Raw genomic sequence first — 12,003 nt, 5'->3', positions numbered from 1 at the left:
CACCCTATCAGGGTTAGCAAAGGAGATATTATGAAATTAATGCCCTTCGTTTTGGCCGCCGCCGTTACCGTTATCGGAATGGGTGCCGCACACGCAGAAGGCCGTCTCGATAAAATTAAAGCGAGCGGTGAAATCACGCTTGGCTATCGCGACGCATCCATTCCATTTTCGTATCTCGACGATCATCAGAAGCCGATTGGCTATTCGATGGACATATGCCGCAATATTGCCGCCGCTGTCAAAAAAGACCTCAAACTGGCCAGCCTGAAAATCAAGGAAGTGCCTGTCACTTCGTCCACCCGGATTCCACTGGTGGCCAACGGCACGGTCGACCTTTCCTGCGGTTCCGCCACCAATAACGCCGAGCGGCAGCAGCAGGTCAGTTTCGCTCCCACCACCTTCGTGACGGCCACGCGTTTCGCGGCGCTTAAATCGTCCAAGCTCAAGGATTTGGCCGATTTCAAAGGCAAAACAGTGGTTTCCGTTTCCGGCACCAGCAATTTACGCTGGCTGGTTCAAGCCAATTCAGAGCAAAAGCTGGGCATGAAGATCATCACTGCCAAAGATCACCCTGAAGCCTTCCTCACGGTGGAAAGCGGTCGTGCCTCCGCCTTCTTCATGGATGACATCCTCCTGGCCGGCCTGGTGGCTACCTCGCACAAACCTGCCAACTGGATGATCAGCAAGACGGCATACACTATCGAGCCTTACGGCATCATCCAGCCCAAGGGCGATCCAGCTTTTAAAGCTGCTGTCGACACAGCGGTCAAGACCATGATGAAAGACGGCACTCTCGATCGCCTCTATGCCAAATGGTTCACAAAAGCCATACCGCCCAAAAATATCAATATGAACTGGCCCATGACGCCTGAGCTGAAAAAGGTCATTGCGCATCCTACCGATTCACCTGACCCTGCTGTTTACAAATAAGCATCGATTGGTACGGCACAGCCCTAAACGCGGGGCTGTGCCGTATTTGTATTTGGATACATAGTATCTTTAGGACAGATGCATGAATTACAACTGGAACTGGTCAATTTTCTGGGCGCCGGCGCCCGATGGTTCGGGTACCTATATGTACACCTTGATCAAAGGTGTGTATTGGACCCTTGGTGTTTCCGCCGTGGCCTGGATTATTGCCCTGGTAGTGGGCGTGACCGTTGGCGTGCTGCGCACCAGCCGGATCAAGTGGTTGGAAAAGATCTGCGCGGGGTATGTCGAGGTCTTTCGCAATATTCCCTTGCTGGTACAACTTTTTTTGTGGTACTTCGTCTTTCCGGAGATTGTGCCCAAGAGCCTGGGCGATTTCATCAAATCCGCCGATCCGACGCTCAGCACATACTGGACGGCAGTGATCTGCCTGGGCCTGTTTACCTCGACCCGTGTGGCCGAACAGATCCGGGCCGGTATCAATTCCTTGCCCACAGGCCAAAGCATGGCCGGCACCGCTCTTGGTTTGCGGCGCCCCCAGGTGTACCGCTATATCCTGCTGCCCATTACGGCACGGATCATCATGCCTCCGCTTACTTCCGAGGCGCTTAATCTCATCAAGAATACGTCTGTGGCGTTCACCATAGGCTTGGTGGAATTGACCGGTGCCGCACGGTCCATGCAAGAGTTTTCGTTTCAGATCTTCGAGTCGTTTGCAGCTGCCACGGTATTGTATTTAGTCATCAATACGATCGTGGTGATCCTCATGCGCTACATTGAAAAATGGATGAGCGTACCCGGTTTCATCGGTACCGAAAAATAAGGGGTTCGCCATGCATTTTGACTTCGAAATTATTCTGCGCACACTGCCTTATGTATTTGGCATCGGCATGGTTTTTACCCTCAAGCTGACGTTTCTGGCCACAATAGGGGCTGTGGCGCTGGGCACGCTGCTGGCCATGATGCGCTTGTCTTCCAACCGGATTTTATCGGGCGCGGCCGGCAGCTATGTCAATTTCCTGCGTTCTTTGCCGCTGATCCTGATCATCTTCTGGTTCTATTTTCTGGTGCCGTACATCGTCGGATGGGTTACTGGCGCCGGGCGGCCGATAGCCGTGGGCGGGTTTACCTCGGCGTGGATCACGTTCACCCTGTTCGAAGCGGCCTATTTCTGCGAAATCATGCGTGCGGGTATTCAATCCATTCCCCGGGGCCAGGTGGGCGCGGGATACGCACTGGGATTGAACTATTGGCAAGTCATGGGCCATATCGTATTGCCGCAGGCGTTTCGCAACATGACCCCGGTCCTGCTCACGCAAATGATCGTGCTGTTCCAGGATACTTCTCTAGTATATGTACTGTCGTTGACTGATTTCCTGGGCGCTGCCAACAACGTTGCCCAGCGCGACGGCCGCCTGGTCGAAATGTTTCTTTTTGCGGCGGTGGTGTATTTTGTTATTTCGTACACCGCGTCACGCATCGTTAAAACGCTTGAACATCGCATGGCGATTGTTCGCTAAGGGCAAGGGAGTTTTCTGTGATCGAATTCAAGAATGTTAGCAAGTGGTACGGTTCCTTCCAGGTACTGACGGATTGCACGACTTCGGTAGCCAAGGGTGAGGTCGTGGTTGTATGCGGCCCTTCCGGGTCGGGCAAATCGACTCTGATCAAAACAGCCAATGCCCTCGAGCCGTTTCAAAAAGGCGAAATCTGGATCGATGGCATATCAGTCGGCGCGCCTAAAACCAATCTGCCCAAGCTGCGCTCGCGCATAGGCATGGTGTTCCAGCATTTCGAGCTGTTTCCTCATTTGTCGGTCATGCGCAATCTGGCGCTGGCGCAGGTCAAAGTGCTGGGGCGCAACGAGGCCGAAGCGCTCGAACGCGGCCGCAAGCTGCTCGAGCGGGTGGGTTTGAGCGCTCATACCGACAAATTTCCTGGGCAGCTTTCAGGCGGCCAGCAGCAGCGTGTGGCGATTGCGCGTGCCCTGGCGATGGATCCTGTGGCCATGCTGTTCGACGAACCCACATCGGCGCTCGATCCGGAAATGGTCAATGAGGTGCTCGATGTCATGGTCGACCTGGCCAAGGAAGGAATGACCATGATGGTGGTTACCCACGAAATGGGGTTTGCCAAAAAAGTGGCCGATCGCGTTGTTTTCATGGATGCCGGCTATATAGTCGAAGATTGCTCCAAGGATGATTTTTTCGATCATCCGGAAGCTCGTACTGAGCGAGCCAAACACTTTCTGTCCAAGATCCTGTCGCACTGATACTGCAATACCGCCTGAAGCCTTGCTTCGGCCTGCCGATGCTCCCGAATTCGGGAGTGCTGGCAGGCCGATTGCTTTGTCGAAGGAAGATGGGCTGCTGGAGTATTTTTGGCTCAATTGTTTTAGGCGCTGGACGCGTTTCAGTGGCTTTTGTTTTGAGCTGTTTTTAGGCTTGATCTGTGGCTTTGGACTGTATTGCTGTGTAGGCGGCGGTTAATTCTATAAAGACGCCGCAGGGTGGGCGGTGCTGTGCAGTCCGGCACGTCCAGCGGTCGGCTAGCTACGCTAGCCGACTACCCGGGTCTGCCTCGTCCAGGCGGGCGTCGGGCGAACTCGCCCAGCCTCGCGAGGCTGGGCTCAGACAGCGCCCGCCGAAAGCCCCCGCCTTCCCTTCGTCAGCACCCGGCGCTGGACTACCGCCGGACTGCACAGCACCGCCCACCCTGCGGCTCGCGTTGAGGTAATGCATCGAGGTATATGTTGGGGAAGCCGCGTTTAGCCAATCACGGGATACGTTGAGGCGGCGGGCGTTTAGTCAATCGAGTCGTCAATCCATCAAGAAGTCAATCGAAGTAGATACGGCCACGTGATAGAGGGCATGAGTGCGGGCACGTTAACGGTTCTAGGGGTGCAGGCCCATTAACGGTAGGTACAAGCACGTAAATTCCGGGCATCCCGTGATGCAATTCCAGGCATGCCATTACGCGAGCCGTCTATCGGGGCTTGGGGTCAGGACCGGCGTAAGGCGTGCGCCGGATGCTACCGTAGGGAAGGCGGGGGCTTTCGGCGGGCCCTGTTTGAGCGCAGCCGCGCCAGCGGCGTAGCGAGTTTGGCCCGACGCCCGCCTGGACGAGGTAGATCCGGATCAAGCACGCCGTGCCGGTCCTGACCCCAAGCCCCGATAGACGGCGTCTTTAAATACCAATACCAACACATCGGATGCCGTAAGCATTTAAACCCAAAATGCTTTAAACCATCAGTGATGCATATTGATGATATCAGGCAGTGGCACGGGCGCGGCGGTCATGGCTCCACAGCCATAGGAGACTGAGCAGGACAAAGGCCAGGAATGGATAAACAAGAACATTGACGCTGTTCCAGCCCTGGGTCGCCAGTACGTGCCCCGAGGAAAAAGAGGCGACCGCCACGCAGCCGAATACCAGGAAGTCGTTCAAGGCCTGGACACGGTTTTTTTCTTCGGGGCGATAACAATCGGTCACCATCGAGGTGGCGCCGATAAACCCGAAATTCCAGCCCATGCCCAACAACACCAGGGCCAGCCAGAAGTGCGATACGCTCACGCCCGCCAAAGCGACTGTCGCGGCGAGCCCGATTAAAATCAGCCCGAATGTGGTAACCGGGATTTTACCGAAGCGTTCGATAATATGGCCGGTAAAGAAACTTGGACCATACATGGCCAATATGTGCCACTGGATGCCTAGCGTCGCATCCTGCAGCGAATGCCCGCAGCCTATCATCGCGAGTGGCGTGGCAGTCATGATGAAATTCATCAGCCCGTAGGAAATTACGCCTGCCAGTACCGCAATGACGAAACGCGGTGAGCGGGCGATTTCCTTCAGGGGACGGCCGCCTTTTACGGCCTCTTCCCGCACAGACGTCGGCGGGGTGCGCAGCGACAGGACCAAAGGGACCGCCAGCAGCGCGATGCTCGCCTGTGCCATGAAAGAGGCGGCATAAGGGATGGCCGGCCAAATATTGCGGGTAAGAATAATGGCCTGGGCGGCAATGATTGCGCCAAACAAACCGCCGACCATGACCCACGAAATGGCGCGTGTCCGGTACGCGGGGTCCGCCGCGTCGGCGGCGGCAAAACGGTAGCTTTGCACATAGGCGGCGTATAGGCCGGAACAGAGGGTTCCCAGGCAGAAAATCAGAAAAGCCTGGCTGAATATTCCATAAGCGGCGACCAGGCCGGCGGCTATTCCAAAAAGTGTGCCAATCAGGTAGCCGGTTCGCCGCCCCAGGCGCTTCATGACCAAGGCCGCGGGAATGGTGCCGAACGCCAGGCCCAGGCTATAGATGCTGACGGGCACTGTAGCCAGGTCGGGTCGACTGGCGAGTTGTTGCCCGGCCAGGCCTCCCAGTGCGATCACAATGGCTGGATTGACTCCTCCCAGTGCCTGCAGGCAAGATAGAGTGAGGGCGTGGCGGCCTCTTGGCCGTGTAGCAGTGGGTGCACTCATGAATTGCCTTTGTGTTCTTGAAAGTTAGGTCGAAAGTCGGGGAAAATGGCCAGTTTGTGGGCTTGTTTTGCCGCCAGGAGCCAAAATTCGGGTAGAAAGCATTCGGCGACGGCCAAGGGCTCGCAGGCACGCCGGAACACAGAGCAGCGAGCCAGTAGAGCCGGTGCCGAAGGGGCCGATAGGCCCAGCGCCCGCTTGGCCGTTCCGTAGATGGCCTGGTGACGATTGAGGCGTCGGCTGAAGAAAACGGAGCGTGTGATCGCTGAATCCCGGTAGAGCATATCGGCCAGCGGCCGGGTATGCAGGCGCCGCATGCTGTGCCAGGAGCCATGCGATGCCTTCAGCGGCGTAAGGCTGCGGGCAACGATGCAGTTCACGTCGTCTATGCTCATCACGATTTCACGGATCCAGACGGGAATGCGTGGCGGGAAGCCGAGCAGCCACGCTTCGCCAGGGCTGAGGCCGGCGGCGTGTTCCGCGATGAGGCGTATTTCTACCCGCCCCAATTGCCGCAGTCCGCCGGTCAAGGCTCCCGGGCGACGCAGCCAGTATTTTTGTATTCGGCTTAGTGAAGGCATTGCGGAGGTTTTCCAGCCTCCACAGAAAGCGGCATGTGGTTCCATAAGCCGTATTATCGCCAAACTCATACAATACCGCTTATGGAAAAAATACGAATTTCAAAGTTAATGGCCGAACAGGGCTTGTGCTCGCGGCGTGAAGCCGATGCCTATATCGAACGAGGCTGGGTGCGTGTCGACGGAATAGTAGTGTCCGAACTGGGCAGCAAGGCTTATCCCAATCAGAAAATTACCCTCGAAAAACAGGCCCAGCGGCGCCAGACATCGCGTGTTACGATTTTGCTCAACAAGCCGGTTGGATATGTGTCCGGGCAGGCCGAGCAAGGCTACCGGCCGGCCGTTTCGCTGATCGATGCCCGTTCGCAATACCGGGCCGACAAATCGCCTTTACGCTTTGATCCAGCTCATTTGCGCGGCCTGGCGCCGGCCGGGCGCCTCGATATCGATTCTCAGGGCCTGCTTGTGTTGACGCAAGACGGCCGTATTGCGCGTCAGTTGATCAGCGAAGACTCCGATATCGATAAGGAGTACCTGGTACGGGTACAGGGAAAAATTTCAGGTAACGGGCTGGCCATGCTTAATTACGGCCTGTCGCTGGATGGCAAGCCGCTCAGGCCCGCGGAAGTGGAGTGGCAAAACGCCGATCAGCTGCGGTTTATTCTGCGCGAAGGTAAAAAAAGGCAAATCCGCCGCATGTGCGAACAAGTCGGCCTGAAAGTCATAGGCTTGAAACGAGTGCGCATGGGCCGCATCGTCCTGGGCGATTTGCCGCCGGGGCAATGGCGCTACCTTAAAGAAGGCGAGCGGTTCTTATAGTGAATCTATACCGCATGTTGCGTCAGCGTGTAGGAGGCTCGGTCGTCGATGGCGAGCTTTTCGCTCAGCCACGGCAGGGTTTGTTCCAGTTCTTTATACAGGGTCCAGGGCGGATTGATGATAAACATGCCGCTGCCGTGCAGGCCGTAGCCGTCACCAGTGGGTTTGCGCACGGTCAGGGTGGCATGGACCCAGGCTGTTTCTTTCAGGCGCTCCAGCGACCTGGCAAGCTCTTGCGATTCGCGGCGCTGAACCAGGGGATACCAGATCGCGAAACAACCCGTGGCAAAGCGTTTAAGCCCATCGGTGACTGTTTGCAGCGTTTTGCGATAGTCGGCCTTGTCCTCATATGAAGGATCGATCAGAACCACGCCCCGCCGCGTCGGTGGCGGCAGCAAGGCTTTCAGCCCACTGAATCCGTCGCTTTCATAAACGGCGGTACGGCGCAGCGCCAAACGGCCCTGCTGTGCCAGGTTGTGCCTGAGCACGTCGATTTCCGACGGATGCATTTCGAACAATCGCAAGCGATCGCGGTCCCGCAGGGCATGCAGCGCGAGCCAGGGAGATCCCGGATATGCATTGGCTACGTCGTCCGGATTGAAGTGCCGTATTTCTTCGAGATAGCGTTCGATCAGGGCCGGCATGGGGTTGGCACCCAGGACCCGATCCAGCCCGTCGATGAATTCCCCATTCTTGACGGCCCAGTCGCTGGTCAGGTCGTAGATGCCGGCACCGGCGTGGGTATCCATGACCCAATAAGGCGCCTCTTTGAGATTGAGGTAATCCAGAATGTGCACGAAGATGGCGTGCTTGAGCACATCGGCATGGTTGCCCGCGTGGAATGCGTGTCGGTAGCTGAACAAAGAAAGGCCTCGCAGGGAAATTAAAAATCCGGCGTAATGGTTTTGATTTCGTCGGTAAAAATGGCATCGCAACCCCAGTCGAACAGCTCGCGGGCGCGGCCTGGGTCGTTGACCGTCCAGATGGCCATTTTATAGCCCGCGCCGCGTACGGTTCGAACGACGTGTTCGGTGGTGTGTTTGTTGCCCATGTTGAGGCCTATGCATTTCAGCCGTATCAGGCGGGCCTGCCAGTCATCGGGCAGGGCGCCGGCCACCAGCAGGGCGCGGGGTAGTTCGGGCGCGGCTTCGAGGGCGGCTTCGAGCGCGGTCTCGGAAAAAGACGAGAGCAGGGGGGGAATCGCCGCCTTGGCCCAGAGCTTCCGGGCCAGCAGGGCAACCCGTGTGCCGGTTTCGGTTTCGGCGCCCGTGTGCGGCTTGATTTCGATATTGCTTAAAATCTGATTGGCCTGCGTAAAAGCGGCGACGGAGTACAAGGTGGGGATGGGTTCGCCGGCATAGGCCTGCGAATGCCATGCGCCGAAATCGAACCTGGCCAGATCGCCGAAGGATTGTTCCCCCGCATTTCCGCTGCCGTTGGACGTACGTTCAATCGAGTCGTCATGCAGCAGGATAGCGATTCCGTCCTTGCTGAGCTTGACGTCGTACTCGACCATGGAAAAGCCGTGTTCCGCTCCCAGGCGCATCGATGCAAGCGTATTTTCCGGCGCGAAGCGGCCGGCTCCACGGTGCGCAATTATTTTCGGATATGGCCATGGGGCCGAAGAGTCTGTCATCGTTGCTGGTTCCTTGCTGTTGAGTTTTGGCGATGTCTGTGGAAAGCGTTTCGCCCGCTCAGGCGTAGCATACCTTCAAGTTAAGACTTGGGAGATGGTAAACTTCCAGAAAAATTTTATGTTCTACTATAAGGTTACAGTCATCGAGGCGATCCAGATTCGCCTTTTTTTGGTATAAACCGTCGCGCAAGGCCTGGTCCGGGGCGCGGGACAGCGAGTCATTAATGTTCGATTTTATCCGCACGCATCAGCGTTTGATGCAGCTTTTGTTGTTGGTGCTGATTCTTCCGTCGTTCGCCCTGATTGGGGTGAGTGGCTATTCCACGTATGTATCGGGCAATCATGACCTCGTCAAGGTGGCCGGGTCGGCGGTGACCTTGCAAGACTTCGATCAGGCCCGTCGCAATCAATTGCAACAAATGCAGCAAAACAATCGGGCTACCTTCGACCCGACCGCGCTCGATAACGAACCTGCCCGCAAAGCCTTGCTCGACTCCTTGATCGACCGCAAGGTGTTGATTGCAACGGCGACCAAAGAGCATTTCAGCGTTTCCGATGCCGCTTTGCGCCAGGCTATTGCCTCCATCCCCGAGCTCCAGGTCAATGGGCAATTCTCGGCGGAGCGCTACAACGAGGTTTTGAAGTCCATAGGTGCCAGCAGTAAAGACTTTGAACAAGGGCGCCGCGCCGAACTTGCCCTGGATCGCGTGCTTGGCCCAATAGCCATATCGGCCAGAGTACCGAAGCCAGTGCTTGGCTCGATCGAACAGGCGCTTACCGCCGAACGCACCGTGCGTGTGCATAGCTATCTCGCCTCCGACTATCAAAAAGGCATAGAGATCAGCGATGCCGACGTCAAGGCGTGGTACGACCAGAACAAGGCAAAGCTGGAGCTGCCCGAACAGGTGGATGCACAGTACCTGTTGCTGAACGAAGCGGCCGCCATGCAGGGTCTGCCCGCGGTCAGCACCGAGGAAATGCAGAAATATTACGAGCAGAACAAGGCCCGTTATGTGCAGCCCGCCAGAATCATGCTCAGCCATATTTTGATTACCGTGCCGGTCGGGGCAACCGAGGCCCAGCGTAAAACAGCGTTCGACGAAGCCCAGAAAGTAGCGAAAAAAGTGGCAGCCGACAAAAGCAAGTTTGCGGAAATCGCCCGCACCGACTCGCAAGATGCCGGAACAGCTAAAGATGGTGGGCGCCTGGGCTGGATTACCAAAGGGTCCTGGCCTGCCGCACTCGAGAAAGCCGTTTTTGCCCTTAAAAAGGGCGAGGTGTCGGGCGTGATCGACGGGCCTGGGGGCTATCATATTTTCGAGGCCAACGATGTCCAGCCTGAAAAGGGCGAGTCTTTCGAGCAGGCCAAATCCAAAGTCGAGAGCGAAGTGCGCCGCCAGCTCGGCGCCGACCGGTTTGCCGATATGGCGACCAAACTGACAAGCCTGGTGTATGACAACCAGGGCAGTTTGCAACCCGCGGCCGACGCGCTTGGCCTGAAAATAAAGGCTGCCGACGGAATTGCCCGTGACCGTCTGCTGTCGGCCGCCGAAGTCGGCGACAAGGCAGCGTCTTCCAGCGCCGATGCGTCGATTCTGGATGATGCGCGTGTACGCCGCGCCCTGTTTTCCAGCCAGGTCCTGACCGATAAGCAGAATTCCGGGGTGATTGAAATTTCTCCCGACACCATGGTTGTCGTGCGTGTTGGCAAGATTGTTCCGGCACAAGTGCCGCCGATGGAAAAGGTTTCAGCCTTGATACGCAAGCAGCTTGTCAGCGAACGCGCATTGGCTGCCGCCGAGAAAGCTGGCCAAGCTGCCCTGGCTGATCTCCAGAAAGCCGGTGCGGCGAAAGTGCCGGATGATTTCGGGGCGCCGCTTACAGTCAGCCGCATTAATCCCCAGAATCTGACCAAGCCGCTCATCGATGCCGCTCTGGCCGCTCCGGCCAAGAGCCTGCCTGCGTTTGAAGGCGTCAAGGGCCTTCACGGATACACCATCGTGCATGTCAAACAGGCCCAGGCAGGCAAGACAGACGACCCGATGCTGGCAACGCTGCCGGCTGAATTGGCCAAGGCGTGGGGACAGGCCGAAGAACACGCCGTTCTGCAGGCTTTGCGCGGCCAGGCCAAAATCAAGATGTTGCCCGAGGCAGAGAAAGCGCTGTCCGGCGAAGCGGCACAGGGTAGCTGAGCGTAGATCAGGGTTTAAGCAGGGGCTGAAGCCCCGCCCAGACGTTATTCGCCAACTGGGCTTGCGCGCCTTCGTTGGGATGAAGATGATCGGCTTGAAACCGGCTCGGGTCTGTGGCGATGCCTTCCAGCAGAAAAGGCACCAGCCCGGTCCTGTAGCGGGCCGCCAGGGCCGCAAACAGCTCTTTGAATTGGCTGGTGTACTGGCGGCCGTAGTTGGGCGGCATCTGCATTCCTAGCAGCAATACGCGGGCGCCCGCTTTTTGAGATAATTCGATCATCGATGAAAGGTTGGATTCGGTCATTTTCAACGGCAGGCCGCGCAAGGCGTCGTTGCTGCCCAGCTCAATGATCACAATCGCAGGCTTGTCGCGCTTCAGAATGGGCGCCAGGCGGCTTAACCCGCCGCTTGTCGTATCCCCGCTGATACTGGTGTTCTTGACTTGATAGTTCTTGTATTTGGCCTGCAGTTTTTGCCCCAGCAGCATTACCCAGCCGGATCCCCGTTCAAGCCCGTATTCGGCCGACAGGCTGTCGCCAATTACTGTTATCGTTCGTATGTTTGAAGCCGCGGCAGGGGCGGCCTGGGCCAGCGCCGCAGGCGTGCCGAACCAATACAATACAGCCGCAATCAGGCACCAGCGAGTAAGCATGAAATACACCTGTTCGATTGAAGTCAAAGGTTTGTGTCAACGCGTTGCCGATTCGACAGGCGTTTTGAGCATTTTAGAGAATATAGAGTTTTCGGTTGAAGAAGGGCAGACCGTCGCGATTACGGGCAGCTCCGGCTCGGGCAAATCAACCCTGCTCGGATTATTGGCCGGGCTCGATGTGCCCGTTGCCGGGTCGGTGAGGTTGTTGGGCCATGATTTATTCGCCCTGGATGAAGAAGGGCGCGCGGCGCTTCGCGCGGCTCATCTGGGTTTCGTATTTCAATCGTTTCAGCTGTTGCCTAACCTGACCGCGCTGGAAAATGTCATGCTTCCGCTGGAACTGGCCGGCAAGCCCGCCTTGGCGGTGGCCAAAGGCATGCTGGAACGTGTCGGCCTGAAAAGCCGTCTGGGCCACTATCCCAAGACCTTGTCCGGCGGCGAGCAGCAGCGTGTTTCGCTGGCGCGGGCTTTTGTCGTGCAACCCAGGCTGCTGTTTGCGGATGAGCCGACGGGCAGCCTGGACGAGATCAACGGGGAAAAAATCATGGACTTGATGTTTGCCCTGCACAAAGAACAGGGTGCGACACTCGTGCTGGTTACACACGACCCGCAATTGGCGTCGCGATGCCAGCGCACGCTGCGTTTGCAGGGTGGGCGCCTGGTGGCGCCGGATCCGGTAGGCATGGGCACGTAATGCGCATCTTGGCACGGAATTTATTGGGA

12 protein-coding genes are annotated in these 12,003 nt (G+C 57.2%); 7 read left to right on the top strand and 5 right to left on the bottom strand.

Annotated elements, in window-relative coordinates:
* Nucleotides 1-30: 30 nt before the first annotated feature.
* From LSG25_RS03285 to LSG25_RS03270, 4 genes are all read left to right on the top strand, one after another.
* Nucleotides 31-930, top strand: coding sequence for an amino acid ABC transporter substrate-binding protein (locus LSG25_RS03285; RefSeq protein ID WP_232743292.1), 900 nt, complete (start codon nucleotides 31-33; stop codon nucleotides 928-930).
* Nucleotides 931-1,012: 82 nt separating this feature from the next.
* On the top strand, nucleotides 1,013-1,753 hold the full coding sequence (locus LSG25_RS03280; protein WP_232743291.1) for an amino acid ABC transporter permease: 741 nt from the start codon (nucleotides 1,013-1,015) through the stop codon (nucleotides 1,751-1,753).
* A gap of 10 nt (nucleotides 1,754-1,763) precedes the next feature.
* Nucleotides 1,764-2,450, top strand: coding sequence for an amino acid ABC transporter permease (locus tag LSG25_RS03275; protein ID WP_232743290.1), 687 nt, complete (start codon nucleotides 1,764-1,766; stop codon nucleotides 2,448-2,450).
* A 17-nt stretch (nucleotides 2,451-2,467) separates the two neighbouring features.
* Entirely contained in the window at nucleotides 2,468-3,202 is a 735-nt protein-coding gene (locus tag LSG25_RS03270; RefSeq protein ID WP_232743289.1) for an amino acid ABC transporter ATP-binding protein, read from the top strand.
* Between the two features lie 998 nt (nucleotides 3,203-4,200).
* On the opposite strand, the gene LSG25_RS03265 is transcribed toward LSG25_RS03270, so the two are convergent.
* Both LSG25_RS03265 and LSG25_RS03260 read right to left on the bottom strand, forming a co-directional pair.
* Nucleotides 4,201-5,406, bottom strand: coding sequence for an MFS transporter (locus tag LSG25_RS03265; protein ID WP_232743288.1), 1,206 nt, complete (start codon nucleotides 5,404-5,406; stop codon nucleotides 4,201-4,203).
* Nucleotides 5,403-5,984: a chorismate lyase gene (locus LSG25_RS03260; RefSeq protein WP_232743287.1), complete on the bottom strand. Its 582-nt coding sequence runs from the start codon at nucleotides 5,982-5,984 to the stop codon at nucleotides 5,403-5,405. Before LSG25_RS03260 ends, LSG25_RS03265 begins: the two co-directional genes overlap by 4 nt.
* A gap of 81 nt (nucleotides 5,985-6,065) precedes the next feature.
* Between LSG25_RS03260 and LSG25_RS03255 the strand changes: the two genes are divergently transcribed.
* Nucleotides 6,066-6,800: a pseudouridine synthase gene (locus LSG25_RS03255; RefSeq protein WP_232743286.1), complete on the top strand. Its 735-nt coding sequence runs from the start codon at nucleotides 6,066-6,068 to the stop codon at nucleotides 6,798-6,800.
* A gap of 5 nt (nucleotides 6,801-6,805) precedes the next feature.
* Here the strand turns inward: LSG25_RS03255 and LSG25_RS03250 are convergent, their stop codons facing one another.
* Together LSG25_RS03250 and ugpQ are read right to left on the bottom strand one after the other, a co-directional pair.
* Nucleotides 6,806-7,663, bottom strand: a complete 858-nt coding sequence (locus LSG25_RS03250) for a 23S rRNA (adenine(2030)-N(6))-methyltransferase RlmJ (protein WP_232743285.1) — start codon at nucleotides 7,661-7,663, stop codon at nucleotides 6,806-6,808.
* Between the two features lie 20 nt (nucleotides 7,664-7,683).
* Nucleotides 7,684-8,436 (bottom strand): glycerophosphodiester phosphodiesterase, encoded by a 753-nt coding sequence (ugpQ, locus tag LSG25_RS03245; RefSeq protein WP_232743284.1) that lies wholly within the window; start codon nucleotides 8,434-8,436, stop codon nucleotides 7,684-7,686.
* Between the two features lie 224 nt (nucleotides 8,437-8,660).
* Between ugpQ and LSG25_RS03240 the strand changes: the two genes are divergently transcribed.
* On the top strand, nucleotides 8,661-10,628 hold the full coding sequence (locus LSG25_RS03240; protein ID WP_232743283.1) for a SurA N-terminal domain-containing protein: 1,968 nt from the start codon (nucleotides 8,661-8,663) through the stop codon (nucleotides 10,626-10,628).
* A gap of 7 nt (nucleotides 10,629-10,635) precedes the next feature.
* Here LSG25_RS03240 and LSG25_RS03235 read toward each other — a convergent pair whose 3' ends face one another.
* Nucleotides 10,636-11,280: an arylesterase gene (locus tag LSG25_RS03235; protein ID WP_232743282.1), complete on the bottom strand. Its 645-nt coding sequence runs from the start codon at nucleotides 11,278-11,280 to the stop codon at nucleotides 10,636-10,638.
* Between LSG25_RS03235 and LSG25_RS03230 the strand changes: the two genes are divergently transcribed.
* Nucleotides 11,279-11,974 carry an ABC transporter ATP-binding protein gene (locus LSG25_RS03230; protein WP_232743281.1) on the top strand — a complete coding sequence of 232 codons (696 nt, stop codon included), beginning with the start codon at nucleotides 11,279-11,281 and terminating at the stop codon, nucleotides 11,972-11,974. The genes LSG25_RS03235 and LSG25_RS03230 overlap by 2 nt on opposite strands.
* The last annotated feature ends 29 nt before the right edge of the window (nucleotides 11,975-12,003 follow it).

It is taken from the genome of Paralcaligenes sp. KSB-10, assembly GCF_021266465.1.
Taxonomy (GTDB): Bacteria; Pseudomonadota; Gammaproteobacteria; order Burkholderiales; family Burkholderiaceae_B.
This window is presented reverse-complemented; position numbering and strand designations above follow the sequence as displayed.